Source organism: Mycobacterium sp. DL99 (genome assembly GCF_004762045.1).
In the GTDB taxonomy this organism is placed as follows: Bacteria; Actinomycetota; Actinomycetes; order Mycobacteriales; family Mycobacteriaceae; genus Mycobacterium.
The window spans coordinates 5,530,377-5,557,355 of sequence record NZ_SJOM01000007.1 but is presented as its reverse complement, the minus strand read 5'-3'; the positions used below and the strand labels follow the sequence as shown (position 1 = coordinate 5,557,355).

At 67.4% G+C, this 26,979-nt stretch carries 35 protein-coding genes; 22 read left to right on the top strand and 13 right to left on the bottom strand.

The window, feature by feature from the left end:
• Positions 1-40: 40 nt before the first annotated feature.
• Entirely contained in the window at positions 41-523 is a 483-nt protein-coding gene (locus EYZ64_RS27165; RefSeq protein ID WP_135458435.1) for a pyridoxamine 5'-phosphate oxidase family protein, read from the top strand.
• Here the strand turns inward: EYZ64_RS27165 and EYZ64_RS27160 are convergent.
• Together EYZ64_RS27160 and EYZ64_RS32130 are read right to left on the bottom strand one after the other, a co-directional pair.
• Positions 507-1,139 (bottom strand): DEAD/DEAH box helicase family protein, encoded by a 633-nt coding sequence (locus EYZ64_RS27160; protein ID WP_135458433.1) that lies wholly within the window; start codon positions 1,137-1,139, stop codon positions 507-509. The two genes, EYZ64_RS27165 and EYZ64_RS27160, sit on opposite strands and share 17 nt — an antisense overlap.
• 235 nt (positions 1,140-1,374) lie before the next feature.
• Complete coding sequence (locus tag EYZ64_RS32130; protein WP_167857987.1) at positions 1,375-1,512, bottom strand: hypothetical protein; 138 nt, start codon at positions 1,510-1,512, stop codon at positions 1,375-1,377.
• A gap of 418 nt (positions 1,513-1,930) precedes the next feature.
• Between EYZ64_RS32130 and EYZ64_RS27155 the strand changes: the two genes are divergently transcribed.
• Positions 1,931-3,055 carry a hypothetical protein gene (locus tag EYZ64_RS27155; protein ID WP_135458431.1) on the top strand — a complete coding sequence of 375 codons (1,125 nt, stop codon included), beginning with the start codon at positions 1,931-1,933 and terminating at the stop codon, positions 3,053-3,055.
• 67 nt (positions 3,056-3,122) lie between these two features.
• Here the strand turns inward: EYZ64_RS27155 and mddA are convergent, their stop codons facing one another.
• Together mddA and EYZ64_RS27145 are read right to left on the bottom strand one after the other, a co-directional pair.
• Positions 3,123-3,893 (bottom strand): methanethiol S-methyltransferase, encoded by a 771-nt coding sequence (gene mddA / locus EYZ64_RS27150; RefSeq protein ID WP_135458430.1) that lies wholly within the window; start codon positions 3,891-3,893, stop codon positions 3,123-3,125.
• A 116-nt stretch (positions 3,894-4,009) separates the two neighbouring features.
• Positions 4,010-4,291 carry a WhiB family transcriptional regulator gene (locus EYZ64_RS27145; RefSeq protein WP_286175154.1) on the bottom strand — a complete coding sequence of 94 codons (282 nt, stop codon included), beginning with the start codon at positions 4,289-4,291 and terminating at the stop codon, positions 4,010-4,012.
• A 259-nt stretch (positions 4,292-4,550) separates the two neighbouring features.
• Here EYZ64_RS27145 and EYZ64_RS32125 point away from each other — a divergent pair, with 259 nt between their 5' ends.
• Positions 4,551-4,694, top strand: coding sequence for a hypothetical protein (locus EYZ64_RS32125; protein ID WP_167857986.1), 144 nt, complete (start codon positions 4,551-4,553; stop codon positions 4,692-4,694).
• On the opposite strand, the gene EYZ64_RS27140 is transcribed toward EYZ64_RS32125, so the two are convergent.
• Both EYZ64_RS27140 and EYZ64_RS27135 read right to left on the bottom strand, forming a co-directional pair.
• Positions 4,681-5,061: a nitroreductase family deazaflavin-dependent oxidoreductase gene (locus EYZ64_RS27140; RefSeq protein ID WP_090424844.1), complete on the bottom strand. Its 381-nt coding sequence runs from the start codon at positions 5,059-5,061 to the stop codon at positions 4,681-4,683. The genes EYZ64_RS32125 and EYZ64_RS27140 overlap by 14 nt on opposite strands.
• Positions 5,062-5,100: 39 nt before the next feature.
• Positions 5,101-5,499 carry a nitroreductase family deazaflavin-dependent oxidoreductase gene (locus EYZ64_RS27135; RefSeq protein WP_135458426.1) on the bottom strand — a complete coding sequence of 133 codons (399 nt, stop codon included), beginning with the start codon at positions 5,497-5,499 and terminating at the stop codon, positions 5,101-5,103.
• Positions 5,500-5,579: 80 nt separating this feature from the next.
• Between EYZ64_RS27135 and EYZ64_RS27130 the strand changes: the two genes are divergently transcribed.
• The 8 genes from EYZ64_RS27130 (at position 5,580) to EYZ64_RS27095 (ending at position 13,275) form a co-directional block, all read left to right on the top strand.
• Positions 5,580-5,966 carry a nitroreductase/quinone reductase family protein gene (locus tag EYZ64_RS27130; RefSeq protein ID WP_135458424.1) on the top strand — a complete coding sequence of 129 codons (387 nt, stop codon included), beginning with the start codon at positions 5,580-5,582 and terminating at the stop codon, positions 5,964-5,966.
• Between the two features lie 57 nt (positions 5,967-6,023).
• On the top strand, positions 6,024-7,334 hold the full coding sequence (gene hemL, locus EYZ64_RS27125) for a glutamate-1-semialdehyde 2,1-aminomutase (protein ID WP_135458422.1): 1,311 nt from the start codon (positions 6,024-6,026) through the stop codon (positions 7,332-7,334).
• Entirely contained in the window at positions 7,331-7,945 is a 615-nt protein-coding gene (locus EYZ64_RS27120) for a histidine phosphatase family protein (protein WP_286175153.1), read from the top strand. The genes hemL and EYZ64_RS27120 overlap by 4 nt, the downstream gene beginning before the upstream one ends.
• Positions 7,946-8,554 (top strand): TlpA disulfide reductase family protein, encoded by a 609-nt coding sequence (locus tag EYZ64_RS27115; RefSeq protein ID WP_135458419.1) that lies wholly within the window; start codon positions 7,946-7,948, stop codon positions 8,552-8,554.
• Positions 8,551-9,342, top strand: coding sequence for a cytochrome c biogenesis CcdA family protein (locus EYZ64_RS27110; RefSeq protein WP_135458417.1), 792 nt, complete (start codon positions 8,551-8,553; stop codon positions 9,340-9,342). Before EYZ64_RS27115 ends, EYZ64_RS27110 begins: the two co-directional genes overlap by 4 nt.
• Before the next feature lie 80 nt (positions 9,343-9,422).
• Positions 9,423-10,949, top strand: coding sequence for a cytochrome c biogenesis protein ResB (locus EYZ64_RS27105; protein ID WP_286175343.1), 1,527 nt, complete (start codon positions 9,423-9,425; stop codon positions 10,947-10,949).
• The gene (gene ccsB / locus EYZ64_RS27100) at positions 10,946-11,914 is read left to right on the top strand and encodes a c-type cytochrome biogenesis protein CcsB (RefSeq protein ID WP_135458413.1); all 969 of its coding nucleotides are present in this window, start codon (positions 10,946-10,948) and stop codon (positions 11,912-11,914) included. Before EYZ64_RS27105 ends, ccsB begins: the two co-directional genes overlap by 4 nt.
• A gap of 89 nt (positions 11,915-12,003) precedes the next feature.
• On the top strand, positions 12,004-13,275 hold the full coding sequence (locus EYZ64_RS27095; RefSeq protein WP_135458411.1) for a MinD/ParA family ATP-binding protein: 1,272 nt from the start codon (positions 12,004-12,006) through the stop codon (positions 13,273-13,275).
• Between the two features lie 6 nt (positions 13,276-13,281).
• On the opposite strand, the gene EYZ64_RS32120 is transcribed toward EYZ64_RS27095, so the two are convergent.
• A complete protein-coding gene (locus EYZ64_RS32120) occupies positions 13,282-13,443 on the bottom strand; it encodes a hypothetical protein (protein ID WP_167857985.1) in 162 nt (53 codons plus the stop codon).
• A gap of 75 nt (positions 13,444-13,518) precedes the next feature.
• On the opposite strand from EYZ64_RS32120, the gene EYZ64_RS27090 reads away from it, so the two are divergent.
• A complete protein-coding gene (locus EYZ64_RS27090) occupies positions 13,519-13,800 on the top strand; it encodes a DUF4229 domain-containing protein (protein WP_135460282.1) in 282 nt (93 codons plus the stop codon).
• A gap of 69 nt (positions 13,801-13,869) precedes the next feature.
• Here the strand turns inward: EYZ64_RS27090 and EYZ64_RS27085 are convergent, their stop codons facing one another.
• Entirely contained in the window at positions 13,870-15,219 is a 1,350-nt protein-coding gene (locus EYZ64_RS27085; protein ID WP_135458409.1) for an MFS transporter, read from the bottom strand.
• A gap of 165 nt (positions 15,220-15,384) precedes the next feature.
• Positions 15,385-16,257, bottom strand: coding sequence for a 1,4-dihydroxy-2-naphthoate polyprenyltransferase (locus EYZ64_RS27080; protein ID WP_135458407.1), 873 nt, complete (start codon positions 16,255-16,257; stop codon positions 15,385-15,387).
• A 59-nt stretch (positions 16,258-16,316) separates the two neighbouring features.
• Between EYZ64_RS27080 and EYZ64_RS27075 the strand changes: the two genes are divergently transcribed.
• From EYZ64_RS27075 to EYZ64_RS27060, 4 genes are read left to right on the top strand one after another with little or no spacing between them, the layout of a single operon-like run.
• Complete coding sequence (locus tag EYZ64_RS27075) at positions 16,317-16,601, top strand: hypothetical protein (RefSeq protein WP_135458405.1); 285 nt, start codon at positions 16,317-16,319, stop codon at positions 16,599-16,601.
• Between the two features lie 6 nt (positions 16,602-16,607).
• Positions 16,608-17,384 carry an S-methyl-5'-thioadenosine phosphorylase gene (locus EYZ64_RS27070; protein ID WP_135458403.1) on the top strand — a complete coding sequence of 259 codons (777 nt, stop codon included), beginning with the start codon at positions 16,608-16,610 and terminating at the stop codon, positions 17,382-17,384.
• The gene (locus EYZ64_RS27065) at positions 17,381-18,412 is read left to right on the top strand and encodes an NAD-dependent epimerase/dehydratase family protein (protein WP_135458401.1); all 1,032 of its coding nucleotides are present in this window, start codon (positions 17,381-17,383) and stop codon (positions 18,410-18,412) included. Before EYZ64_RS27070 ends, EYZ64_RS27065 begins: the two co-directional genes overlap by 4 nt.
• Positions 18,413-18,462: 50 nt before the next feature.
• The gene (locus EYZ64_RS27060) at positions 18,463-19,590 is read left to right on the top strand and encodes an NAD(P)H-dependent flavin oxidoreductase (protein ID WP_135458399.1); all 1,128 of its coding nucleotides are present in this window, start codon (positions 18,463-18,465) and stop codon (positions 19,588-19,590) included.
• Between the two features lie 3 nt (positions 19,591-19,593).
• Here EYZ64_RS27060 and EYZ64_RS27055 read toward each other — a convergent pair whose 3' ends face one another.
• Positions 19,594-20,622 carry a sensor histidine kinase gene (locus EYZ64_RS27055; RefSeq protein WP_135458397.1) on the bottom strand — a complete coding sequence of 343 codons (1,029 nt, stop codon included), beginning with the start codon at positions 20,620-20,622 and terminating at the stop codon, positions 19,594-19,596.
• The gene (locus EYZ64_RS27050; protein ID WP_135458395.1) at positions 20,606-21,292 is read right to left on the bottom strand and encodes a response regulator transcription factor; all 687 of its coding nucleotides are present in this window, start codon (positions 21,290-21,292) and stop codon (positions 20,606-20,608) included. The genes EYZ64_RS27055 and EYZ64_RS27050 overlap by 17 nt, the downstream gene beginning before the upstream one ends.
• 103 nt (positions 21,293-21,395) lie before the next feature.
• Between EYZ64_RS27050 and EYZ64_RS27045 the strand changes: the two genes are divergently transcribed.
• From EYZ64_RS27045 to EYZ64_RS27025, 5 genes are read left to right on the top strand one after another with little or no spacing between them, the layout of a single operon-like run.
• Complete coding sequence (locus EYZ64_RS27045; protein WP_135458393.1) at positions 21,396-22,055, top strand: glycosyltransferase family 2 protein; 660 nt, start codon at positions 21,396-21,398, stop codon at positions 22,053-22,055.
• Positions 22,052-22,708 carry a TIGR04282 family arsenosugar biosynthesis glycosyltransferase gene (locus EYZ64_RS27040; RefSeq protein ID WP_135458391.1) on the top strand — a complete coding sequence of 219 codons (657 nt, stop codon included), beginning with the start codon at positions 22,052-22,054 and terminating at the stop codon, positions 22,706-22,708. The genes EYZ64_RS27045 and EYZ64_RS27040 overlap by 4 nt, the downstream gene beginning before the upstream one ends.
• A 1-nt stretch (position 22,709) precedes the next feature.
• Positions 22,710-23,351, top strand: coding sequence for a methyltransferase domain-containing protein (locus EYZ64_RS27035; RefSeq protein ID WP_135458388.1), 642 nt, complete (start codon positions 22,710-22,712; stop codon positions 23,349-23,351).
• The gene (locus tag EYZ64_RS27030; protein WP_167857984.1) at positions 23,348-24,460 is read left to right on the top strand and encodes a molybdopterin-dependent oxidoreductase; all 1,113 of its coding nucleotides are present in this window, start codon (positions 23,348-23,350) and stop codon (positions 24,458-24,460) included. Before EYZ64_RS27035 ends, EYZ64_RS27030 begins: the two co-directional genes overlap by 4 nt.
• A complete protein-coding gene (locus EYZ64_RS27025; protein WP_135458386.1) occupies positions 24,457-24,924 on the top strand; it encodes a hypothetical protein in 468 nt (155 codons plus the stop codon). Before EYZ64_RS27030 ends, EYZ64_RS27025 begins: the two co-directional genes overlap by 4 nt.
• Here the strand turns inward: EYZ64_RS27025 and EYZ64_RS27020 are convergent.
• Positions 24,850-26,205, bottom strand: a complete 1,356-nt coding sequence (locus tag EYZ64_RS27020; protein WP_135458384.1) for a hypothetical protein — start codon at positions 26,203-26,205, stop codon at positions 24,850-24,852. The genes EYZ64_RS27025 and EYZ64_RS27020 overlap by 75 nt on opposite strands.
• 30 nt (positions 26,206-26,235) lie before the next feature.
• On the opposite strand from EYZ64_RS27020, the gene EYZ64_RS27015 reads away from it, so the two are divergent.
• Complete coding sequence (locus tag EYZ64_RS27015) at positions 26,236-26,550, top strand: hypothetical protein (RefSeq protein WP_210115585.1); 315 nt, start codon at positions 26,236-26,238, stop codon at positions 26,548-26,550.
• Here the strand turns inward: EYZ64_RS27015 and EYZ64_RS27010 are convergent.
• A complete protein-coding gene (locus EYZ64_RS27010; protein WP_135458382.1) occupies positions 26,511-26,975 on the bottom strand; it encodes a DUF5078 domain-containing protein in 465 nt (154 codons plus the stop codon). The two genes, EYZ64_RS27015 and EYZ64_RS27010, sit on opposite strands and share 40 nt — an antisense overlap.
• Positions 26,976-26,979 lie beyond the last annotated feature (4 nt).

Below are 26,979 nucleotides of genomic sequence, written 5' to 3'. Positions count from 1 at the left end.
CCTGCGCCGGTGAGGGGGGCCCTTGCCTAATGTGGCTGACGTGACCCCGCTGGACCGGATTGCCCCTGCCTTCGTGACGATGGCCCACGAGATCGTGTGGGCTTCGGTGGCCACCGTCGACGCCGACGGTCAACCCCGAAGCCGCATCCTGCACCCGATCTGGGAATGGGACGGGACCGACCTGTTCGGCTGGGTCGCCACCGTTCCCAGTCCGGTGAAGCGGGCGCATCTGGCGGTGCACCCGCACGTCTCGGTGAGTTACTGGACCACCAATCACGACACCTGCGCCGCCGATTGCCTGGTGGAGTGGTACACCGACGACGAGACCTGCACACAGGTGTGGGACCGCTTCGCCAATGGCCCCGCGCCGGTGGGGTACGACCCGTACGTCATCCCGCAGTGGAGCGACGGGCCGACGTCGGATCAGTTCGCGGCCTTGCGGCTGACCCCGTACCGGTTGCGGGTGATGCCGGGCACGGTCATGACAGCGGGGTCCGGTGAGGTGCTCACCTGGCGGGCGTGAAGCCTGAATTGCCCACTACCGGGTGCAGCGGCGATCGCCGCGGCTGCTCGGTGCTGTGACCGGTATGCCATGACACAACGGCATCGGCGACATCGGGGACATCGTCGTCGGTGTCGATCGCCGCATATGAGGCCGAGTGGCCGGGCAGTCCGTTGACCGCGCATTCGTAACCGACCCGGTGCGCCAGATTGCGGGTCCAACGGGTGGCGGACGCACGCCGGCTCGGAGGCAGCCGGCGTGCGTCGCCGATCAACAGGGCCCGTCGCGCGCCCACGGTGAGTGCGGCCGTGGTCGCCATCTCACACGCTTCGCTCGCGCACGCGCGCAACCGCCTGCGCGACGCGCAGTTCTGGCGCCCGCCGAACCGGGAATGCATGAAATGCCCGTCGAAAATGGCGATCACCGATTCGATCGACTCGATCTCAGCTGCACTCAATGGCAGCGCTGCCGAATCGGTTGCGCGCCAGCGTGTCCGGATCGGCACCCGGGTACACGGCGGATGCGCATGTTTGGTCACGATGTCGTCGCGCCCCAGGGCCGCGACAATCGACCCGGACAGGTCGGTCAGCCAACCGAGCACCAGCACCTGCGGGCCGGCGGCTTCTCGATCCGCCACAGCAATTTCACCCGCCATTCTCCATATTGGCCGGAAATTGTCATGCTTCGGCCGACCATTATTTCGCAAATTGATCCACGCTGATCAATAAATTGGACGAGCGATTAACGCGCGGATTTCGATGTTCAATGAAAAGGCGATAATTCGATGCGAATCAATTTCTGCCGACCCGGTGTGAGGTGCGTTCAGTCGGTGCGCGGATGCCGAAAAATCGTAAGAAGCCGCAGCTCAAAGGCTATGCGCGGTCCGGCCGCTTCCTCTTGGGAATGGTCTCCCCGGCCTCGGCGGCCTTGTCTCGCTTCGCTGCCCGCCGTTCCTTGATGGACATTGCCGCCGGTTTCTTGGGCGCGCGACTGTGGGATTTATCAGCCATCGTTGCTCCTTTACTCGCAAACAATCACTGAGCCCGACCATACATCAGAAAAAAATAAAAGCCAGTCGGCGTTTTTTCGGCCTTGACGCGTACGGCGCTCCGTCCGGCGGTGCCTGGCGGGCCTGTGGTCGGCGGTGGGTTGGGCGCGTTGCTCGCCGGGTGTCCAGGGCGAAATGGGCGAATGCTACTAGCGTGTAGCTGTGAGAGTTCTTTACGCTACCGTAAGTAGCTATATTATTGAAAGTGCAGATAGTGGCGGTTGATTCACGTTGCTAAATGTTGCGGGTGCAAGCGACCGCCGCTCCACCTCGGCAAAAACTGCAACACGTTACAACCCGTCGAGTACGTTTCCTCGTCGTTGGCTGCGTACGGTGCGTCGGGCCCCGTCCGGAATGTCAACTCGGACGAAGGGGATTGCATGCACGCAGGTGTTCGGCCCTATCTCACTGCCGGAATCGCGCTTGTCGGAGCCGGTGTCATCGCCACGGCACCCGTCAACCCGCCACCGCAGATCCATTCGGGCAGTGTCGAACTCGTGGCCGCGGTGGAGAATCCGGTCGAGGTGTTCGCCCCGGTCCTCGAGTTCTCGCAGGAAGTCATCGCCGGACTCATCGCCGCTGAACTCAGTGACCCGGCCCCGATTCTCAATCAGCTCCTGGAGAACCAGCTCGCCACCGTCAACACGACGGGAGCGATTGTGGTCGACGGCATCAAGACCGCCGTGGACGTCGTTCCCGGGCTACCCGCCGGTCTCTCGGCGGCGGCCGACGCGATCGTGCACGGTAACCCCGGGCAGGCACCCATCGAGATCCTCAATGCAGTCGGAACGCCGGTCATCCAGTATGTGATTCGGTCGGTCCCGTCGGTGGAGTACCTGCTGCAACGCCCGCTGGCCGTCGCCCAGGCCTTGGTCCCCGTGCTGGTGGAGAGTGCGATCTCGATACCGATCTACCTCGGGATCAGCTATGTGAAGCCGCTCATCGACCAGGCGGTCTATTCGATAGGTGAGGTGCTGAAAGCGGCGGCCACGCTTGACCCGGGCACCACCATCAACGCGTTCCAGCACGGGGTGAAAGACGTCGCCATGCGCACGATCGATCTGGCCAACGCCACTGCGGCGGTTGGTCACGACACCCGGCAGGCGATCAAGACCGCCCTCCAAACCCAGCCCGTGACACCGAATCTCGCACTGGAGCGTAGGGCTGAAGCCGGTCCTGCCACCGGTACAGGTGACGATCAGGACGTCGCACCCGCTGCCCGGGTGGCGGCAACGGTCGACACCTCGGATTCGACCACGCATGCCCGTCCCGCGCTGCGCTCGATCTTCGGCAAGGGCAACAAGGTTCGGCCCGGGCAGACCGTGGCGAGCCTCGGTGACACGGATACGGACAGCGCAGCTGCACCGGCGGAGGGCAAGCCCGAATCTCCGGCCGCTACGTCAGTGAAATCCTTTGTGAAGAAGGTGAAGTCGGGTCTGAACAAACCTGCCAAGACTTCCGGAGGGAACGAGTCCTCGGGCGACGCAGACGGCGGCCAGGAGTAGTCGCATGCCGGGTGTGGTTTGGGCGGACGTCGCTCACCGCACCCGGCTGGTCGCGAGCTGCCGGCGGTTACGCCGGGCGGTGCCTGGCCCTCGGGGCGGGATGGTCGTGACCGAGGTGCAGTCCTGGAGTCAGCATCGCCACCCGGTGCCGGTAGTCGCGGTACTGATCGCCCATCTTGACCACCATGTCGTGCTCCTCGAGCTGGATCGCGACCAGGATGTAGGCGGTGCTGACGGCCGCGAACAGCAGATGCCCCGCCGTCATCGTCGGGGTGGCCCAGAAGGCCACGATGAATCCGGCCATGATCGGGTGCCGGATCACCCGGTAGAACATCACCGTGCGGAACCCCAGTTCGTCATAGGGTCGGCCGCGCCAGTTCAGCCACACCTGGCGGAGCCCGAACAGGTCGAAGTGGTTGATCATGAACGTCGAGGCGAACACGGTTGCCCAGCCGGCCCAGAACAGCGCCCACAGAATCACCCGTCCCGCAGTGGATTCCACGTTCCACACGACCGCGGGCATGGTGCGCCACTGCCAGTACAGCAGGAACAGCGCCAGGCTGGCCAACAGTACGTAGGTGCTGCGCTCGATGACTTGCGGGACGATCCGCGTCCACCGGTCCTTGAACCAGGGCCGGGCCATCACGCTGTGCTGAATGGCGAACACCGCGAGCAGTAGCAGGTTGACGAGCACGGCCTCACTGGTCGGTGCGGCGATACCGGCATCGACCGTGCGCGGCACCACGAAATTGCCGACGAACGCGATCGCGTAGAGGAAGGCCGCGAGGAACGCCAGATAGCTTGCGACCCCGTAACCGATGATGAGTAGGCGCTTCATGGTGACCTCCTGCCACCGATGGGACAGATGCCGCGCCCTGCCGCGGATCGCAGCAGTGACTTATCTACGGTAGACCTTGAATCCCCAGGTGAACAGGGGTTTGTGGGTTTGCTGAATCAGCCGGTTCCGGACCGTTTCGGATCCAGCAGGCCGTGTCGGTCCGCCTCTGACAATCCGCCCCACACCCCGAACGGTTCGGCGATGGCCAGCGCGTGTGTCCGGCATTGCGCCAGTACCGGACAATCCCGGCACAGCGCTTTGGCCCGTTGCTCACGATTCAATCGAGCGCGCCCGCGTTCACCCTCGGGGGAGAAGAACACCGAAGCGTCCATGCCTCGACACCTCGCGTGCAGTTGCCAGTGCCATCCGTCCGCGTCGTCATGTGCCATGGACACCATCCCAGCCGCTTCGGTGCTCGCTTCTCGGGTTGTTCACGACTTCTTTACGGGTGCAACGAGATTCTGCACGGGCTGTTGGCGCGCATGATCTGCAGGTCCTGTAAGGATTCGAGTGTCGGCCATCAAGAAACCGTTGAGATCGATGACGGGTGCCCCGGGGCCCGGGTAGACCGGCAGGTATGCGAGACAAGACACCGACTGAGTTGCCCGTCCCCGCCGTTGCCCCGATTCCACCCGGGCGGGCAAGGCGCAATCCGCGATGAGCGAGATGTTCCAGATCATCGCGTTGATGGCGGTGCCCGTCGCGACGATGCTCGGCCTACGCCGCGTGGTGATCTGTCAGAACCGTCGACTGGATTCGCAGGCGTCTCCGGTTCCGCGGGTGACCACTACACCTTTTTGAGCAGCACGGCCTGTTCGAAGGGCAGACGCGCGAACGGGCGACGCATCGCACCGGTCACATGCTCGGCGGCTTCGGCCTTGGATACCACCCGCGGCCCGCTGACCTCGATGGTCTTACCGTGGCGCCGGATCCGTGCGTGACCCGCTGAGGTGATGTTCTTCAGCCAGTCCCGATCCGGACCGTAGGTCAGCATGATGGCCACGCCGTCGTCGGTACTGAAGACGCTCAACGGGGTCCGGTAGGTCTTGCCGGATTTCCGGCCGACGTGCTCGAGGATCCCGAACGTCGGCGCCCAGCCTGCCCACAGGCGCTGGATGGGGTTGGTCACATGGCGGTTGAACCTGGCCAGCGATTGCGGAAGTTGCATGCCCGATTCAATCGCAGCCGTGACGGCGGTCACAACCTACTACGGTCGGATTTTGTCCGAACGCCTGAGCAACAGCGTGTGCTCGACGCCCGCACGCGCCATCAGTTGGCGCCACGGCGCCTTCAGCCGTGGCAGTGCCTCGGCAGTGGGCACGATTCGCGGTTGATCGACGGCGAACGTCCGCCCTTCGAACTTCACCCGGCCACCGCCCGCGCGTTGCAGGTTTTTCACCCAATCCCGTTGTCGCCCATAGGGCAGTAGCACGGCCACCCCATCGGCGGTGCTGAATGCGGTCACCGGCGTGCGATAGGTCGTACCGCTGCGTCGCCCGGTGTGCTCGACGATCGACCAGATCGGTAGGTAACCCGACACGGGCCGGAAGATCCGGTTGGTGACGCGTCGATTGAACCGAGCGCGGCGTTCTGAGAATCGGACCATCGTGTCATCTTGCCGGGCCTCGTTGTTCATGAGCGTGTCCACCTCTGGCGCGCCGGGCGATATGTGCCGAGACTGGAGCCATGGCCTACCTCAAGCCCCCTTGGTTTGTCCGGAAGGTGTTCAACCGGATCGCGATGGCGACCGGCGTGGGACACAGCGAGACCCTGACCGTGACCACCCGGGTCAGCAAACAGCCGCAGCAGATTCCCGTCGTGGTTCCCGAGGTCGACGGCGTCAAGTATCTGGTCTCGACCCGTGGTGAATCGGAATGGGTGCGCAATATCCGAGCCAACCCGCGCGTAACGCTGGGCAAGTCCAGCTACCTGGCGGCGGAGGTTTCGGTGGATCAGCGGGCGCCGATCATCGCGGCCTACCGCCCGCTGGCCGGCAAGGTGGTGGAGGGCTACTTCCGTGACCTGCCCGACGACGCCGATCATCCGGTGTTCGCGCTGACGCCGGCCGGGTGACCGCGCCCACTACACCCTGTAGTTGACGCATTTGCACCGGCTGGGACACTGGTGGCCATGCGTGTGGACAATCCACAGACCCAGCGATCGGCCCAGCTGTTCGCCGATGCCTGCGCCGTCATCCCCGGTGGAGTGAACTCGCCGGTGCGTGCCTTCAGCTCGGTCGGCGGCACTCCCAGGTTCATCACCTCGGCCAAGGGCTACTGGCTGACCGATGCCGATGACAACCGGTACGTCGACCTGGTCTGTTCGTGGGGCCCGATGCTGCTGGGCCACGCTCACCCGGCGGTGGTGGAGGCCGTGCAGAAGGCGGTGGTCAACGGGCTGAGCTTCGGCGCCCCGACTCCGTCGGAGACCGAGCTCGCCGCCGAGATCATCGACCGGGTCGCCCCCGTCGAGCGGCTGCGTCTGGTCAACTCCGGCACCGAGGCCACGATGAGCGCCATCCGGCTGGCCCGCGGGTACACCGGCCGCGCCAAGATCATCAAGTTCTCCGGCTGCTACCACGGCCACAGTGATGCGTTGCTGGCCGACGCCGGTTCGGGCGTCGCGACCCTGGGTCTGCCGTCCTCGCCCGGTGTCACCGGCGCGGCGGCGGCCGACACCATCGTGCTGCCGTACAACAACGTCGCCGCGGTGGAAGAGATCTTCGGCCGGTTCGGTGACGAGATCGCTTGTGTCATCAGTGAAGCCAGCCCCGGCAACATGGGCACGGTGGCTCCGCTGCCCGGGTTCAACGCGGCGTTGCGCCGGATCACCGCGGCTCACGGTGCCCTGCTGATCCTCGACGAGGTGATGACGGGATTCCGGGTGAGCCGGGCCGGCTGGTACGGACTCGACCCCGTCGACGCCGACCTGTTCACCTTCGGAAAGGTGATGAGCGGTGGCCTGCCGGCCGCGGCGTTCGGCGGCAGCGCCGAGGTGATGGGGCGGCTCGCCCCGCTCGGGCCGGTCTACCAGGCCGGGACCCTGTCCGGTAACCCGGTGGCGATGGCCGCCGGGCTGGCCACGCTGCGCAACGCCGACGACGCCGCCTACGCCCGGTTGGATGCCAACGCCGACCGGTTGGCCGGCCTGCTCACCGGTGCTCTCACCGACGCCGGGGTGGTCCACCGCGTGCAGCGCGCGGGCAACATGCTCAGCGTGTTCTTCACCGACGAGCAGGTCGACGACTTCGCCGCGGCCAAGGCCACCGAGACCTGGCGGTTCCCACCGTTCTTCCATGCGCTGTTGGAGGCCGGGGTGTACCCGCCGTGCAGCGCATTCGAAACCTGGTTCGTCTCAGCGGCTTTGGATGACGAGGCGTTCTCTCGCATCGCCGACGCGCTGCCCGGTGCGGCCCGCGCCGCCGCGGAGGCCCGCCCGTGACGACCAGAACCACGGTGCACGTGATGCGTCACGGCGAGGTGTTCAATCCGGAGAAGGTGCTCTACGGCCGGCTGCCCGGCTACCACCTGTCCGACCGTGGGCGGGCGCAGGCGCAGGCCGCCGCCGACTGGCTGGCCGGCCGGGACATCGTCTACGTGGTGGCCTCACCGTTGGAGCGGGCGCAGGAAACGGCCACGCCGATCGCCGAGAGTCACGGGCTGCCGATCGCCACGGACGGTGAGCTGATCGAGTCGTGGAACACGTTCGAGGGGGAGCGGGTGGCCCCCGGCGACGGTGCCCTGCGCGACCCGAGGAACTGGCTCCGGCTGCGTAATCCGATGAAACCGTCGTGGGGTGAGCCCTACGACGAGATCGCGCCCCGGATGATGGCGGCCATGCACCGGGCCCGGGAGAAGGCGGCCGGGCACGAGGCGGTGTGCGTCAGCCACCAGCTTCCGGTCGAGACGCTGCGCCGGGCGATGACCGGACGCAAGCTCGCCCACCTGCCGTTGCCGCACAGCCGGCTGTGCAATCTGTCCTCGATCACGTCGTTCACGTTCGATGACGCCTTGCTGATCCGATGGGGCTACACGGAGCCCTGGGGAATCTGAATGAGGTCGTTGGTCGCCCGGGTGAGTGCGGCGGTGCTGGCAGGGCTGGTGCTGCTCACCGCATGTTCGACGGGTGACGACGCGGTGGCCCAGGGTGGCACCTTCGAGTTCGTCGCACCCGGCGGCAAGACCGACATCTTCTACGATCCACCTGAAAAGCGCGGCACCCCAGGCAAACTGAGCGGGCCCGAACTCACCGACCCGACCAAGACCATCTCGCTGGAGGATTTCGCCGGCAAGGTCGTGGTGATCAACGTGTGGGGCCAGTGGTGTGGGCCGTGCCGGGCCGAGATCGGTCAGTTGCAAAAGGTGTACGAACAGACTCGCGACAAGGGCGTGGCTTTCCTCGGCATCGACGTACGGGACAACAACCGCGATGCCGCAGTCGATTTCGTCACCGACCGCAAGGTCACCTTCCCGTCCATCTATGACCCGGCGATGCGCACGATGATCGCGTTCGGCGGTAAGTACCCGACGACGGTGATCCCGTCGACCGTCGTGCTGGACCGTCAGCACCGGGTGGCCGCGGTATTCCTGCGCGAGCTGCTGGCCGAGGATCTGCAACCGCTCGTGGAGCGGTTGGCGGCCGAACCGGGACCGCAGAAATGACCGGGTTCGCCGAGATCGCCGCGGCCGGACCGGTGCTGCTGGCGCTGGGGATCAGCGTGCTGGCCGGGCTGGTGTCGTTCGCTTCACCGTGTGTGGTGCCGCTGGTGCCCGGCTACCTGTCCTATCTGGCCGCGGTGGTCGGGGTCGAGGAGGACCCGGCGGCCACCGGGGCCGGGGTAACGAAGCAGGCCACCAGGGCTGCGCGGCTGCGGGTGGCCGGCGCGGCCGGGCTGTTCATCGCGGGTTTCACCGTGGTGTTCCTGCTCGGCGCGGTGGCGGTACTCGGGATGACCACCACGCTGATCGTCAATCAGGTTCTGCTGCAACGCATCGGCGGTGTGGTGACGATCGTGATGGGCTTGGTGTTCGTCGGCTTCATCCCGGCGCTGCAACGTCAGGCCCGGTTCGCGCCGCGGCAGTGGTCCACGATGGCCGGGGCGCCGTTGCTGGGCGCGGTGTTCGCGCTGGGCTGGACCCCGTGCCTCGGTCCGACGCTGACCGGGGTGATCGCGGTGGCCTCGGCCACCGACGGCGCCACCGTGGCCCGCGGAGTGGTGCTGGTGCTGGCCTACTGCTTCGGTCTGGGCATCCCGTTCGTACTGCTGGCCCTGGGTTCGGCGCGAGCGGTGACCGGCCTGGGCTGGTTGCGCCGGCACACCCGGACCATCCAGATCTTCGGCGGGGTCCTGCTGATCCTGGTGGGCACCGCGCTGGTGACAGGTCTGTGGAATGAGTTCGTGTCGTGGGTGCGTGACGCCTTCGTCAGTGATGTGAGGCTGCCGATATGACCGACGCCGAAACCCGGCGCCCTGGAGTGTTCTCCCGACTGTTCGCGTTGATTCGGAACACGTGGCGGACCCTGACGTCGATGGGCACCGCGCTGGTGCTGCTGTTCCTGCTGGCGCTCGGCGCGATCCCCGGCGCGCTGCTGCCGCAGCGCAGCCTCAACGAATCCAAGGTCGACGAGTACCTGGCTGACCATCCCACGCTGGGACCGTGGCTCGACCGGCTGCAGGCCTTCGACGTGTTCTCCAGCTTCTGGTTCACCGCCATCTACGTGTTGCTGTTCATCTCCCTGGTGGGTTGCCTGACGCCCCGGATGATCGAGCATTTCCGCAGTCTGCGCGCGATGCCGGTGCCCGCGCCGCGCAACCTGGGTCGGCTGCCCAAACACCACATCGAGCACGTCAACGCCGAGCCTGCCGAGGTCACCGAGACCGTGACCCGACGGCTCAAGGGCTGGCGCACCGTCACCCGTGAGACCGACGCCGGCACCGAAATTTCGGCGGAGAAGGGCTACCTGCGCGAGTTCGGCAACATCGTCTTCCACTTCTCACTGCTCGGGCTGCTGGCCGCGGTGGCGATGGGCAAGCTGTTCGGCTACGAGGGCAACGTCATCGTCATCGCCGACGGCGGACCCGGGTTCTGCACCGCCTCACCGGCCGCCTTCGACTCCTTCCGGGCCGGCAACACCGTCGACGGCACCTCCCTCGATCCGATCTGCCTGCGGGTAAACGGCTTCGATGCGCACTATCTGCCCACCGGGCAGGCGTTGTCGTTCGCCGCCAACATCGACTATCAGGCCGGAGACCACCTGGTCAGCGACACCTGGCAGCCCTACCGTCTCGAGGTGAACCACCCGCTGCGGATCGGTGGAAACCGGATCTACCTGCAGGGGCACGGGTACGCGCCGTCGTTCACGGTGACCTTCCCCGACGGTCAGCAACGCAGCCAGACCATCCAGTGGCGGCCCGAGGAACAGATGACGTTGCTGTCCTCCGGGGTCGTGCGCATCGATCCGCCGGCGGGTACCTATCCGGATCCCGACGAGCGTCGCAAGCACCAGATCGCGATCCAGGGCCTGTTCGCGCCCACGAAGGAACTTGAGGGCACGCTGTTGTCATCGAGTTTCCCGGCGCTGAACGACCCGGCGGTGGCCATCGACATCTACCGGGGTGACACCGGCCTTGACACCGGCCGGCCGCAGTCGTTGTTCTCGCTCGATCCCCGGTTGATCGAGCGCAAGCAGCTGAACAAGGTGGCCCGGGTCAACCTGGTGAAAGGCCAGGACACCCGGCTCGATGACGGCACCAAGGTCCGGTTCGACGGCGCGGTCCCGTTCGTCAACCTGCAGGTCTCGCACGACCCGGCCCAGGTCTGGGTGCTGGTGTTCGCGATGTCGATGATGGCCGGGTTGCTGGTGTCGTTGGTGGTGCGCCGGCGCCGGATCTGGGTTCGGATCCAGCCCGCTACTGCGGGTACGGTGAACGTCGAGCTGGGCGGGCTGGCCCGTACCGACAACTCCGGTTGGGGCGATGAGTTCGAGAAGCTGACCGCGCGGCTGTTGGAGGGGTACGACGACGTGCCGGCGGTAGAAGAGAAGGCGGAGAAGTGAATACCGAGCACATCGACATCGGACTGGCCAGGTACTCCGACTGGGCGTTCACGTCGTCGGTGGTGGTTCTGGTCGGCGCGCTGATCCTGCTCGCCGTCGAACTCGCCTACAGCCGTGGCCGTCGGGTCGAAAATCGTGAGCTGGTCGGCGCCACCGTCGGCGCCGACAGCGTCACCCCCGGCGTCGTCGCCGAGGAACCCCGGCGCCCATTCGACGAGCGGGTCGGCCAGACCGGCCTGGCGCTGACCTACGTCGGCATCGGCATGCTGTTCATCTGCATCGTGTTGCGCGGCTTGGCCACCTCGCGGGTGCCCTGGGGCAACATGTACGAGTTCATCAACCTGACCAGCTTCTGCGGCCTGATCGCGGGCGCGGTCGTGTTGCGCAAGCCGCAGTACCGCGCGCTGTGGGTGTTCGTCCTGGTTCCGGTGCTGATCCTGTTGACGGTGTCCGGGCGCTGGCTGTACTCCAACGCCGCGCCTGTGATGCCCGCGCTGCAGTCCTACTGGCTGCCCATCCACGTGTCGGTGGTCAGTCTCGGCTCCGGGGTGTTCCTGGTGGCCGGTGTGGCCAGCATCCTGTTCCTGCTCAAGATGTCGCCGCTGGCCGACCGCGACAATGCGTTCGGGCGGATCATGCAGCGCGTACCCGACGCGCAGACCCTGGACCGGATTGCCTACCGCACCACGATCTTCGCGTTCCCGATCTTCGGCTTCGGCGTGATCTTCGGCGCCATCTGGGCCGAGGAGGCCTGGGGTCGGTACTGGGGCTGGGACCCCAAGGAGACGGTGTCGTTCATCGCGTGGGTGGTGTACGCGGCGTACCTGCATGCGCGTTCGACCGCGGGTTGGCGGGACCGCAAGGCGGCCTGGATCAACGTCGTGGGCTTCGTCGCGATGGTGTTCAACCTGTTCTTCATCAACCTGGTGACCGTTGGCCTGCATTCGTACGCGGGGGTTGGCTAGACACCGCCAGATTGGTGAGATGACCGTGCGCCCTGAGGTTGTGGCGCGGCTGCGGTCCGGTCGGGAGTGTTTGGAAAAGAGGGGATTTCGTGTCCGAACCAGTGTCTGAGCCGTCCGAAACGCAGGAGCCTGCCCCGCAGGACAACAGCGAACCGTCGTCGGTGTTCGCCCCGGTGCCCGGGTTCCGCAGTCAGAAGCGGTTCAGCAATCCCGCCGAGCCGGGAGTCTCCACCCCGCTGCCCGCGGAGTGGACCGCCCCGACGCCGCCGCACGGCCTTCCGGTGATCACCGCACCGCCGGTGCCCGCAAGCTTCTCGGGGCCCGTCGCGGGGACATTTGAGCGGCCCGCTGCCGGGTTGGTTGCGCCGCCTGCCCCCGGGCACCATGAGCGGCCCGCCGCTGGGCCCGACTTCGCCACCCCGTACCGGGATCTGTCCACCGCCGCGCTGCTCGGCCAACGCAAGAACCCGCCCACCTCGGGCTGGCGCAAGGCCCTCTACGTCGCGTCGTTCAAGCAGGTCAACGTCGGCGAGAGCCCCAAGATCACGCACCGCAACAACCTGGTGGCCGAGGTCAGTGAGCCGCTGCAGGGTTGTTACCGGATCGCGTTGATGTCCTTGAAGGGCGGCGTGGGCAAGACCACGATCACCGCGACACTGGGTGCCACGTTCGCCTCGATCCGCGGCGATCGGGTGGTAGCGGTGGATGCCAATCCGGACCGGGGCACGCTGAGCCAGAAGGTGCCGCTGGAGACGGCTGCGACAGTGCGGCATCTGCTGCGCGACGCCGAAGGCATCGAGCGCTACAGCGACGTTCGGGCCTACACGTCACAGGGGCCGAGCCGCCTGGAGGTGCTGGCTTCGGAGAGTGACCCGGCGGTGTCGGAGGCGTTCAGCTCGGACGACTATCTGCGCGCGCTGGAGGTGCTGGAGCGGTTCTACAGCCTCGTGCTCACCGACTGTGGGACGGGTTTGATGCACTCGGCGATGTCGGCAGTGCTGTCCAAGGCCGACGTGCTGGTCGTGATCAGCTCGGGTTCGGTGGACGGGGCGCGGAGCGCGTCGGCGACGCTGGACTGGCTCGACGCCCACGGACATCAGGATCTGGTGCGCAATTCCATCGCGGTGATCAACGCGGTGCGGCCGCGCTCGGGCAAGGTCGACCTGTCCAAGGTGGTGGACCACTTCTCGCGGCGCTGCCGTGCGGTGCGGCTGGTGCCGTTCGATCCGCATCTGGAGGAGGGCGCCGAGATCAGCCTGGATCGTCTCAAGCCCGGCACCCGGGAGGCGCTGATCGAGCTGGCAGCGGTGGTGGCATCCGACTTCGTGGGGGCACGCCGGTCGACGGACTCGCGCGCCTGACGCAGGCTAGCTGCGCGGATTGTCGCCGTGCCCGAGCCGACGCAGGAACTCTGGGTCGTCATCAGGGCCGATCACCCGCGTCTTGGGTTGACTGCCGGAAACCCGCGCGAGCCGCCAGCCGATGTACACCAGGCTTGCTGCGACAATGAACAGGAGTAGATACGCCACTCGAAACCTCCTTGATCCGAATATACGCGCCGTCGGTAGGCTCGGAGCGTGTCAGGAAGTGGTTCGACCTCCCGCATGGTCACCGACGTCGTGGTTTACCTCATCGCCCGGCTGGTGCTGGTCGCTGTGTTGACCGGAGCGATCTACGGCGTGGGGAGTCTGTTCGTGGCGGATTTCCCGGTCGTGGTGGCGCTGTTGTTCGCCATCGTGATCGCGCTGCCCGTGGGAATATGGCTTTTCCGCCCGCTACGCGAGCGGGCGACAGCCTCTATCGCGATGGTCGACGAGCGGCGCCGCAAGGACCGCGAGCAGCTGCAGGCCCGGTTGCGCGGCGATGAGCCGCCGGCCGAGGGCTGACGCCTGCGGCGAGTTCGTTCAGCCGGCGCGCGGCGCCTTTCCGGCGCAGTAACTTTCGTTTCGCCTGAGCTACCGGATGAAGGCCGAGCCCTTCTCCTGGTCCAGGTAGGTTTCGGCCTTGTTCTTGAGGAAGAGCACGTACACCGCGAGTGACATGGCGATGCACACCGTGACGTAGGCGATGAACCACGGCACGAGGTTGCGGTCCTTGAGCGCCTGGTAGATCACCGGAGCGGTCCCGCCGAACATCGAATTGGCCAGGGCATAGCCAACTCCCACCCCGAGCGCGCGCACATGTGCGGGGAAGAGCTCGGATTTCACCAGGGCGTTGATCGAGGTGTACCCGGTCAGGATCACGTAGCTGACGGCGACCAGGAGGAACGACAGGATCGGTGAATGTGTCTGGGGCAGATAGGTGAACAGGACGTAGGTGTAGATCACCCCGCCGATACCGAACCACACCAGCAGCGGTTTGCGGCCCACCTTGTCGCTGATCATCCCACCGATGGGTTGGATGGCCATCAGGAAGATCAACCCGATCAGGTTGATCCAGGTGGCCGTCATCGCCTGGTCTTTGTACGTCGTCTTGACTATCGCCGGGGCGTTGACGCTGTAGGCGTAGAACGCCAGGGTGCCACCCATCGTGATCAGGAAGCACAGCACCAGGGGCCTGGAGTAGCGGGTGAGCAGTTCGCGCAATGAGCCGGAGTTCGTGTCCTCGCCGGCCTTGATCGCTTCGAGTTGTTCCTCGGACAGTGATTCGTCCATGGTCCGGCGCAGCCAGAACACCACGATCGCAGCCACACCACCGACGGCAAAGCCGATGCGCCAACCGAATTCGTGCACCTGGTCGGTGGTGAACGTGGTCAGGATGATCAGCAGGGTGAATTGTGCCAGTACGTGACCGCCCACCAGCGTCACGTACTGGAACGAGGAGAAGAAGCCGCGTCGTTCCCGGGTGGCGGCCTCGGACATGTAGGTCGCCGAGGTGCCGTACTCGCCGCCGGTCGCGAAGCCCTGCACCAGCCGGCACAGGATGAGGACGATCGGCGCTGCGACACCGATGGTTTCGCGCGAGGGTACGAACGCGATGACCAGTGAGCACAGCGCCATCAGCGAGACGCTGACGGTCAGTGCGGAGCGGCGGCCGCGGCGGTCGGCGAAGCGGCCGAAGAACCACGAGCCGATCGGGCGGGTGAGGAACGTGATCGCGAAGATCGCGTAGACGTAGACGGTGGCGTTCTTGTCGGCCTTGTCGAAGAACTGCGCTTCGAAGTAGGTGGCGAACACCGTGTAGACGTACACGTCGTACCACTCGACGAGGTTGCCCGACGATCCTCTGATGGTGTTCCAGATGGCCCGGCGGGTTTCGGCGCGGCCCGACGGTGCGGGCTGGTGCGCCTCGGTCGAAGTGGTCATGCACATCCCCCAGGTGGTTGGCGTTGCAGGCCGACGGCCACGTTAGTGCACCGCGGCTGTGCCACGCGCGGTTTGCAGACCCGGGGTTCGCCGAGTTCTACGTCTGGGTCGTGGATGTCGACGTGCAACGACCCTCACGTAGAAGTCGGGGAAGAGAGCGCCTCGTTAGGCCGCCAGGAACAGGGCCGCAGAGACCGCGACCGACCACACCAGCATGGTCAGCCCGGTATCGCGCAGCACCGGGATCAGCTGGGCCCCCGTACTGCCGTCGCGTACCGGCCGCAGTGCCCGCACCGCCGGCGCCAGCGCCAGCAGGCCCACCGCACACCATGGGGTGGCCGGGATCAGCACGAGGGGCAGCACCAGGGCCACGCCCACCAGCAGTTGATACAGCAGCCGGGTGCGGGCGTCGCCGAGTCGCACTGCGAGGGTGATCTTGCCGGACTCGCTGTCGGTGGGGATGTCGCGCAGGTTGTTGGCGACCAGCACGGCCGACGACAGCGAGCCCATGGCCACCGCGGCGACCAGCCCGACCCAGTCGATGCGCAGGGCCTGGGTGTACTGCGTGCCGAGTACCGCGACCAGGCCGAAGAAGATGAACACGGCTACCTCGCCCAGGCCGAGGTAGCCGTAGGGCTTCTTGCCGCCGGTGTACAGCCAGGCGCCGGCGATGCAGACCGCGCCGACCACGATCAGCCACGGTGCACTGACCGCCGCGAGTACCAGTCCGGCCACCGCGCCGATCGCCAGGCTCACCACCGCCGCGGTCAGGACGGCCCGGGGCGAGGCCAGCTTGGACCCCACGAGACGCAGCGGGCCGGACCGCACGTCGTCGGTACCGCGGATGCCGTCGGAGTAATCGTTGGCGTAGTTCACGCCGATGATCAACGCGAGTGATACGGCCAGCGCCAGCAACGCTTTCCACCACACGGCGGAGCCCATCCAGGCGGCGGCGCCGGTACCGGCGAGCACCGGGGCGACGGCGTTGGGCAGCGTGCGGGGGCGGGCGCCCTCGATCCATTGCGAGAAACTGGCCACGACCGTCATCGTATGAGCTGACCCGGTGCCATCCCGCGCGGACTCCTACACTGAGCCTCATGAAGGAGCAGCTCAGCAAGACCGAGATCGGCAAGGACGTGCTGCAGGAATCCGTCGAGGCAGTGGCCTCCACGGTCGGGCAGGTCACCTCGATCATCACCACGGCCGTCAAGGACGTCGCGACCGCCATCGGTGGCCTGGCCACCGATGTCTTCGAGATCGCCGACGGCGCCCGCAAGGCGAATGAGGATTTCGACGACTTCGACGACGACCTCGACGCAGGCGTCGGCCCGGACGTTGACGAGGGCCCGGCGGACGTCAAGGCCCCCGACGAGGCCGAATAGCACTGCATGCTCGGCGTCATCGGCGGTAGTGGGTTCTATTCGTTCTTCGGGCCCGAGGCCCACACCGTCACTGTGGACACCCCCTACGGTCCGCCGAGCGCGCCCATCACGGTGGGTGCGGTGGGCGGACACGAGGTGGCCTTTCTGCCTCGGCACGGGGTCAACCACGAGTTCTCGCCGCACATGGTCCCGTACCGGGCCAATATGTGGGCGCTGCGCACGTTGGGGGTGCGACGGATCTTCGGTCCGTGTGCGGTGGGCAGTCTGACGACGCAGTTGGGTCCGGGTTCGATCGTGGTGCCCGATCAGCTGGTGGACCGCACCCGTGCCCGCGCCGACACGTACTTCGATTCCGGCGGCATCCACGTCGGCTTCGCCGATCCGTACTGCCCGGACTTGCGGTCCGCGGCGGCCGGGCTGCCCGGGGTGGTCGACGGCGGCACCATGGTGGTGATCCAGGGGCCGCGGTTCTCCACCAGGGCCGAGAGCCGGTGGTTCGCCGATCAGGGCTTCACCCTGGTCAACATGACCGGCTACCCCGAGGCCGTGCTGGCGCGTGAGCTTGAGATGTGTTATGCGGCAATCGCTTTGGTGACCGATCTGGATGCCGGGATCGAGGCGGGTTCAGGGGTGACGACGGTGGACGTCTTCGCCGAGTTCGAGCGCAATCTGGTGCCGTTCAAGAAGCTCGTGCACGAGGCGCTGGAGGCCGTCGATACCGAGCGCGCCTGCACGCACTGCCTGGCCCACGACGGGGTGAAGTTGCCCTTCGAGCTGCCGTGAGAGTTCTGCTCACCGGCGCGGCGGGCTTCATCGGTACCCGCACCTGGGCCGCGTTGCAGGCCGCCGGTCATGAGGTCATCGCGGTGGACACCCTGCTGGCGGCCGCGCACGGTCCGGGCGCTGAACCCCCGCCGCAGTGTCGCGTGGTCGATATCCGCGACCGCGACGCGCTGGAGCCGCTGCTCGCCGGGGTTGATGTGGTGTGTCACCAGGCCGCGGTGGTGGGAGCCGGGGTCAACGCGGCCGACGCGCCGTCCTACGCCGGCCACAACGACTACGGGACGGCGGTGCTGCTCGCCGAGATGTTCGCCGCGGGTTGCACCCGTCTCGTGTTGGCCTCGTCGATGGTGGTGTACGGGCAGGGCGGCTACGACTGCCCCGAGCATGGCCCGGTCGATCCGGCGCCGCGCGCCCGTGCCGATCTGGATGCCGGGGTGTTCGAGCACCGCTGCCCGATCGGCGAAGAACAATTGCGGTGGCGGCTCGTCGGCGAGGACGCGCCGTTACGACCCCGCAGTCTGTACGCCGCCAGCAAGACCGCGCAGGAGCATTTCGCGTTGGCCTGGGCGGAGGCCGGCGCCGGGAGTGTGGTCGCGCTGCGCTATCACAACGTCTACGGCCCGAACATGCCGCGCGACACCCCGTATTCCGGGGTCGCGGCGATCTTCCGTTCGCAACTCGAATCCGGGCAGCAGCCAGGAGTTTTCGAGGACGGCGGGCAGATGCGCGACTTCGTTCACGTCGACGATGTCGCGGCCGCCAACGTGGCCGCGGTCGGTGCCGGGCTCGACGGCTTCAACGCGTTCAACGTGTGCTCGGGGCGGCCCATCTCGATCATGGAGGTGGCCACCCGGTTGTGCGAGGCCCGTGGGGCGGGCAGGCCCGTCGTCACCGGTCAGTACCGCAGCGGCGACGTCCGCCACATCGTGGCCTCGCCGGCGCACGCCGCACAGGTGCTGGACTTCGAGGCCGCGATCGACCCGAGGGACGGATTGGCCGAGTTCGCGTTCGCGCCGCTGCGTGCCTGACCACGGGGCGCTCTTGACACCCGTCAAGTCTGCGTGGCAATACTGACGGTGTGAAACCCGCCATCTGTGAGCAGTTCGGGATCGATTTCCCTCTCTTCGCCTTCAGCCACTGCCGTGACGTGGTGGCCGCGGTGACCAATGCCGGCGGCTTCGGTGTCCTCGGCGCCACGGCGTACACGCCCGAGCAGCTCGACCGCGAGCTGACCTGGATCGACCAGCAGGTGGGCGGCAAACCCTATGGCGCCGACACCATCGTTCCGGCGAAGTTCGAGGGCAAGGGCGAGAACCTCTCCCGCAACCAGCTCACCGACCGGATCCCCGGCGAATACCGGGAGTTCGTGGCTCAGCTGCTCACCGAGCACGGCATCGAACCGGACGCCAGCCCCCGGCTGGGCGGGTCCTCGCTGTCGGGTGACACCGGCCACGAGCTGCTGGACGTGGCGATGAGCCATCCGATCAAACTCATCGCCAATGCGCTCGGCGTGCCGCCGGACTACATGATCGAGGCCGGCCGCGAACGCGGTGTCCCGGTCGCCGCCCTGGTGGGGGCCCGCGAGCACGCGCTCAAGCAGGTGCAGGCCGGGGTGGACCTGATCGTCGCGCAGGGCACCGAGGCCGGCGGGCACTGCGGTGAGGTGTCGACGCTGGTGCTGGTTCCCGAAGTCCTTGAGACGCTGGAGCAGGCCGGCAGCACGATTCCGGTCCTGGCCGCCGGGGGCATCGTGACCGGCAGGCAGATGGCGGCCGCGGTGGCGATGGGCGCGGCCGGCGCCTGGACCGGTTCGGTGTGGCTGACCACCGAGGAGGCCGAGACGGCCCCGCATACCGTGCAGAAGATGCTCGCCGCGACGTCGCGGGACACCGTGCGGTCGACCGGTCGCACCGGTAAGCCGGCGCGTCAGCTGGTCTCCGAATGGACTGACGCGTGGCAGCCGAATCCCGCTGGACACCAGACGCTTCCGCTCCCGCTGCAGAACATGCTCGCCGAGCCCGTCATCCGGCGCATCGATGTTCTTGCCGCACAGGGTCATCCGGGTGCACAAGCGTTGGCGACGTACTTCGTCGGGCAGGGCGTCGGGCTGATGAACAAGGTGAAACCGGCGCGCGAGGTCGTGCGTGAGTTCATCGAGGACTATGTGGCCGCCACCGAGCGGCTGAGCAACTCGCTGCCGGACTGACGACTATTCGGCGGTGCCGGCCGCCAGCGGCAGTCGCACCTCGAAGCGCGCCCCGGTGTCCAGGTTGCGGGCGGACAACGTGCCACCGTGCGCCTGCACCAGGCCCGCCGCGATGGTCAGTCCCAGTCCGGATCCGCTCGGCAGCGACGAATCCGCGCGTGGCACACGGCCGTTGGATCCGCGGTAGGCCACGTCGAACACCCGGGGCAGATCGACTTCATCGATGCCAACCCCGGTGTCGTCGACGTGCGCCCATGCGCCGTCGGCGTCCGTCCCGAGGGTCAGCGTTACGCTGCCGCCCTCCGGTGTGTGCGCGATGGCATTGGCCACCAGGTTCGACAGCACGCGGACCAGGGAGCGGTCACTGCCCAGCACGCGCACCGGTTGCGGGGGTAGTTCCGCGGTCAACCGCACGCCCGCGCGGTCGGCCGGTATCCGGTGGGCCGCGATCACATCTGCCACCACCTCGTCGAGGGCCACCTGCTCGCGGACGGGCTGCACGGAGCCGGCGTTGATCTTGGACATCTCGAACAGGTCGTCGACCATCTCGGAGAGCCGGATCGATTCCTGCTCAATGTGTTTGGCTTGAGTTCTGACCTCGTCGTCGGTGACCACACCGTCGGCGATGGCCTCGGAGACCGCGCGGATACCGGCCAGCGGGGTGCGCAGGTCATGGCTGACGAACGCGACGAGCCGGCGGCGCGAATGTTCGGCCGCGCGTTCCGAATCGCGGATCTCCTGCTCCCACACCGTGCGCCGGGCCTGGTAGCGGGCCAGCATCACGGCGGCGGGGATGGTCACCACCGAGACGATCACCAGCACGACGGCGGTCTGCTCGAAGGTCTCGGTGATCATGAAGCCGCTGGCGCCGAGCACTCCGGTGAACGTGGCCAGTGTCGGGATCAGCACCAGCACCACCATGCTCAGCGCGAGTGACCAGGACCGGGCCAGCCGGATGATGATCGCCCCGGCGAGGACGACGGGCACTGAGCAGGCCAGTGCCCAGCCGATGATCTCAGCGAGGTTCTGCACCGGAACTCCACAGGTAGCCCCGTCCCCACACGGTCTGGATTCGGTGCTGATCGCCGAGCTTGGACCGCAGCCGCTTGATGTGGACAGTGACGGTGGACAGGTCGCCGAAGTCCCAGCGCCAGACCCGCTTCAACAGATCTTCGCGGGAGAACACGACGTCGCTGTTGGTCAGGAAGAACACCAGCAGATCGAACTCGCGGTTGGTCAGGCTGACCGGGCGCCCGGCTAGCGTCACGGCGCGCGCCGCAGTGGAGACGTGCAGGTCATCGAGGGCGAGCTCCGCGGCCACCGGCGTGGTGGGGCCGCTGCTGCGTCGCAGCACTGACCGCACCCGCAACGCCAGTTCACGAGGGCTGAACGGTTTTGTCAGATAGTCGTCGGCACCGGCCTCCAGGCCCGCGATGCGGTCATCCTCCTCGCCGAGGGCGGTCAGCAGTATCACCGGCATCCTGTAGTCGCCGTCGCGGCGCAGATCGCGGCACAACGACAGCCCGTCGGAACCGGGCATCATCACGTCCAGAACCGCGACGTCGATCTGCTCGGAGTCGAGCAACCGCAAGGCTTCGGTGCCGTCGTGCGCGATCGAGACGTCCAGGCCGTCGCGTTCCAGGTAGCGGCGTACGACGTCGCGTACGACGGTGTCGTCGTCGGCGATCAGTACCCGGGTCACCCTTCGAGGTTACTGCCGCGACGCCGCGACCTGCGGCTATGTCACAATTTCGTCATCGTTGGGCCCTGGTCAGGGCGCCGGGGGCGGCCTACCGTCGGACATCATGGCCCCTGCCGACCGCGTCACCGTGGTGCTGCCCTGTCTGGACGAGCAGCAGTCGCTGCCAGGTGTGCTGGCCGCGATGCCCGACGGCTACCGGCCGCTTGTGGTCGACAACAACAGCACCGACCGCACGGCTGAGGTGGCCCGGTCGCTCGGTGCGACGGTGGTCACCGAGCCGCGCCCCGGGTATGGCTCGGCGGTGCACGCAGGCGTGGTCGCCGCCGCGACGCCGATCGTGGCGGTGCTCGACGCCGACGGGTCCATGGACCCCCGGGAGCTTCCGGCGCTTGTCGCCGAACTCGAGCGCGGCGCAGATCTGGTCATCGGCCGGCGCCGGCCGATCCCCGGGCTGCGCTGGCCCTGGCATGCCCGGCTCGGTACTGCCGCGGTGTGCTGGCGGTTGCGGCAGCGGCACCGGCTGCCGGTGCACGACATCGCGCCGATGCGGGTGGCCCGCCGAGATGCGCTGATCGGGCTCGGGGTGACAGATCGGCGGTCCGGTTACCCGCTCGAGTTGTTGGTCCGTGCCGCTCAGGCCGGTTGGCGGGTGATCGAGCGCGACGTGGCCTATGGTCCCCGCACCGGTGGGCAGTCCAAGGTGAGCGGATCGGTGCGGGGCAGTGTTGTTGCCGCCCTGGACTTCTGGCGGGTGATCAGGTGACATCCATTGCCGTGCTGGTGGTTGCCAAGGCGCCGGTGCCCGGGCTGGCCAAGACGCGGCTGGCCGCGGGGGTCGGTGACCAGGCCGCCGCCGACATCGCGGCCGCAGCGCTGCTGGACACCCTCGACGCAGTGGCCGGCGCTGCGGTCTCGGCCCGGGTGGTGGCGCTCACCGGTGACCTTGAGTTGGCCCACTGCGGCGGGGAAATCCGGGACCGGCTGGACGATTTCATCGTCGTGCCGCAGCACGGCGTGGGCTTCGCCCAGCGACTGGCCAATGCGCACGCCGACGCTGCCGCGGTGACGAGGCTGCCGGTGCTGCAGATCGGGATGGACACCCCGCAGGTGACCGCCACGTTGCTCGACGAGTGCGGGCAGGCGTTGGCGGACGCCGACGCGGTGCTCGGGATGGCGCGTGACGGCGGCTGGTGGGTGCTGGGTGTCCGGGACTGCCGCACAGCCGCATGCCTGGCGGACATCGAGATGTCCACGTCGCGCACCGGTGCGGAAACCCTTGCCGCATTGCGTGGCACCGGGGCGACGGTGAACCTGGCCGCCGAACTGGCCGACTTCGACACGGTCGACGACATCGCCGAGGTGCGCCGGGCATGTGCGCCGGGCAGCCGGTTCGTCCGCGCGGCGCGGGGGTTCTGACATGCACGGGCGGCTCTACGACCGGGCGCTCGACGGGGAGAGCTGCTGGATCCGGCGCGACGACGGCAGCCTGCGCCTCCTGCCGGTGTACAGCTGGCTGGGCGGTGCGCGCGCCGACCGCTGTTTCGACAGGCGGTTTGACGATGCCATCGTGAACCTGTGTTCGGGGCCGACACTCGACCTCGGCTGTGGTCCGGGGCGGCTGGTCGCTGGTCTGGTGCGGCGCGGGCTGCCTGCGCTCGGCGTGGACCTGTCCCGTACCGCCGTCGAGCTGGCAAGGGGCAGTGGCGCACCGGTGCTGTGCCGCGACCTGTTCGAACCGCTGCCGGGAACCGGTCGCTGGCACACCGTGTTGTTGGCCGACGGAAACGTCGGGCTTGGGGGTGATCCGTGGCGGGTGCTGCAACGGGCCGGTGAGCTGCTTCGGCGTGGTGGCCGTTGCCTGGTCGAATTCGACACCGTGGCAACGGGAGTCGACGCGGCGTGGGTGCGGTTGGAGACCCTGTGCAGCGTCGGTCCGTGGTTCCGTTGGGCGACGGTGGGTTTGGACTGCGCGACCCGGCTCGCCGGGGATGTCGGCCTCGCGGTGACGGCGGTGTACCCCGTCGGTCACCGGGCGATCGCGGCCCTGGAAGCGATATGAGCGGCCTGCGTGGAACGGCGGTGACCGTCCGGGTCGGAACGGCCCTGGGCATCGCGGTGGCCATTTGCTTTGTCACCGGACTGATCAGCCATTTCATCCAGCATCCGCAGCCGTGGTTCTTCTGGCCCACCCGGCCGGTCTGGCTGTACCGGCTGACCCAGGGGTTGCACGTGATCTCGGGCATCGCCGCGATCCCGCTCGTGGTCGTCAAGCTGTGGTCGGTTTGGCCGAAGCTGTTCGAGCGCCCGATCATCGGTGGGCTCGTGCGCCAGCTGGAACGGTTGTCGATCCTGGTGCTGGTGGGCGCGATCCTGTTCCAGCTGTCCACCGGCCTGCTGAACATCGCACAGTGGTACGCGTTCAAGTTCTTCTTCACCACGACCCACTACGCCATGGCCTATGTGGCAGCCGGGGCCGTGCTGGTACATGTCGCGGTGAAACTGCCGGTGATCCGCCGGGCGCTGGGGGAGCCGCTGGAGTTGGAGGCGGGCCCCGTGACGCGGGACGTGGCCGCGGGCCCCAGTCGGCGCACCGTGCTGCGTGCCACCTGGGTGGCGGTGGCGCTGGCGACGGTTGTCACCGCGGGGCAGACTGTGCCGTTCCTGCGTCGTGTGTCCGTCTTGGCCCCGCGTTCCGGGCAAGGGCCGCAGGGGGTTCCGGTGAACCGGTCGGCGATCGCGGCCGGTGTGCTGCGCAGTGCGACATCACCGGACTATCGGCTGACCGTGACCGCCGGAGCCGTGGTGCGGGCCTTCACCCTCGCCGAGTTGTCGGCCCTACCGCAGACCACCCGGCGACTGCCGATCGCGTGCGTCGAAGGCTGGAGTGTCGGTGCGGATTGGACCGGGGTGGTGCTGGCCGATCTGATCGCTGTGGTGGGTGGCGCGCCGGACTCCGATGTGCGGATGGTCTCGCTGGAACCGCCGGGCCCGTACTCCCGTACCGTGCTGCCCGCGCGGCATGCCCGCGACACCGCGACGTTGATCGCGTTGCGGCTCAACGGTGAGCCTCTCGATCTGGACCATGGGTACCCGTGCCGGCTCATCGCTGCGAGTAGACCCGGTGTGCTGCAGACGAAGTGGCTGTCCAGGATCGAGGTGGTGACATGACGGCGACGCGGCTGCTGCTCGCGGTGATCGGAATCGGGCTCACCGGCTACGGTGCGCTGCTGCTGTCGGAGAGCCCGCCGGTGATCATCATGCGGATCCTGGTGTGGGCAGTCGTCGGAGTGGTGGTGCACGATTTCGTCTTCGCACCGTTGTGCGCCGCGGTGGGATGGGCGGGCCGTCGGCTGATCCCGGCCGGTGCCCGCTCGCCGATCGCGGTGGCCGCACTGTGCAGCGTGCTGCTGGTTCTACTCGCCGTCCCGGTGTACGGCCGGCCCGGTATGCGTCCCGACAACATGACCGTGCTCGATCGCAACTACCCACTGGGACTGGCGGTTTCACTGGCCGCGGTGTGGCTGAGCGTGCTGCTGTACCTACTGCTCCTGCGCCGGCTACCAGTTGGTGAGGATGAAGTGGTTCAGCGCCAGCGCACCGACGACGTTGACCGCCAGCCACCAGCGCTGTGACCGAGCCGGCAGGAACGCGCCCGCCGCGGTCAGCCACACCGTGAACGGCAGCCAGATGCGTTCGGTTTCGGCCTTGCTGAGCATGCTGAGGTCGGCGAACAGGATCGCCAGGAGCGCGGCGATCAGCACGACGCGTAGCCCCGGTTGCCGCCGGATCGCGGCGAGGTCGAACAACCGACCGATCCCCGCGACGCTGCCCAGGCCGATGGCACAGACCACGGAGGCCAGGTTGGCCCACGACCAGTACTGGAACGGACGGTTGGCGGCGATACCTTGCCAATAGCGTTGCTGGACCAGGGTGTAACCGTCGAACCACCAGAATCCCGCCGCCGCGAACACAGCGACCACCGCCAGCGCCGCCACCACAGCGGGCAGAACGACACGTAGGGCGGCCCGCCAGTCGGTGGCCGTCGCGAGGACTGCCAGTGCCGGCAGCGCCATGAGGGCCAGTCCGTAGTTGAGGAAGATGCCCCAGCCCAGCAGCAGGCCGGCCGCACCGGCCCACAGGATCTGACGGCGGCCCGATCCGTGCACAGCAATGGCCAGCGCCGTGATTCCCCATGCGGCCACGCCCGCGTAATACCCGTCGGCCGAAACAGCGATCCAGATGGCAGTCGGTGCCACCGCCACGAACGGCGCCACCTGCCGTGCGGTGGCCTCGTCGGTGAGGGCACGCGCCGCGATCACGATCGCCGCGGCCGCGCTGGACCCGGCGAGCAGACACAGCAGCCCCGCCCACGCGCCACCACCCAACCCGATACGGTCCAGCCACACGAAACTCAAGAGAGCGCTGGGAGGGTGCCCCGATACGTGGGTGATCCATGAATCGGGCTGGTAGTCGAGGATTCTCGAGGAGAACGTACGCAGCGCCTCGGGAATGTCGGTGATCGTCGGAACCTGGCGGAGGTATTCGTGGCGCGCCGTGAGGCGGCCGGCGAAGCCGCGTTGCCAACCGTCGATCATGGCCAGCGAGAACGCCCAGGCGCACGACACCGCCCAGGCTGTCACGGGCACCGCTCGCCACGGAAGCCGTTGTGCGAGTGCGGGACCCCACCACACGGCGGCCAGCCCGATCGCGATCGCCGGGATGGTGCCCCAGCCGACGTGCGCATTCCACCAGCCGAAAATCGGTGCGGTGTCGGTGAAGCTGTGGATCTGCTCGGGTGTGCTATTGATCAGCGGTGTGACGATACCCAGGTGCAGGTGGGGCACGACGAACGCGGCTACCACCAGGATCAGGCCGATGACCACCGCGACAGCGTCCCGGCGGCTGATCTGCATGCGCCCAGCCTAGGCGGGCGCCGCCGGGGCGTGTCTGACGTTTCGGTGACGTCGGGTGGTGAGCCATGGGATTCGGCCCCGTGGTGGCCTCGGCTTTCCGCGCTCGGCAGCGCCCTGGCCGTGGTCTTGTTCCTCGGCACCCTGAGGCTTCCTGTTCACCATGCCCGGCGTGGTGGTCACCACGCCGGGCCGATCCCGGTGCTCGGCGCGCAACCCGGTCAGTTCCTGTTGAAGGACCCGGTGCTCATCGGGGTTGCGCTCTGGGCACTAGGGGAGGCGCTGGGCGCACAGCGGAACCGGGTCCGTCAGTGCCAGTCCCAAACGGACATGTCGTTGGGCGGGTAGTTCATGCAGACGTCGGTGGTGTTGGCCGCGACGCCCTTGTTGTTGAAGAACAACTTGGCCCAGTTCGGCCAGCGCCAGGACATGTTCTCGAAGAAGGCGTTGGTGGCCATGTTCTCCGAGTACTGGCGGCGGCCCGCGTAGTCCATCGAGAAGAACCAGTGGATCCGGTCCTGGGCGCCCTGCTGATCGGCGACCGGCTTGTTGTTGTAGTCGATCATGTAGCGCTCGTAGTACACCGGTTCGACGTCGCGGGCGGCGGCCATGATCTGCTCGGCCGTGCACGGCGTCTTGAGGATCCGGTTGGGGATCGGGTAGTCGTCGGTGGCATCGGCATTAGCGATGCCGGCCCCGGCCAGGCTGCCGGCGACCGCACAGGCCGCCACTCCGGTGCGGATCAAGTTAGTCACACTCGTGCGGTTCAACATGTCG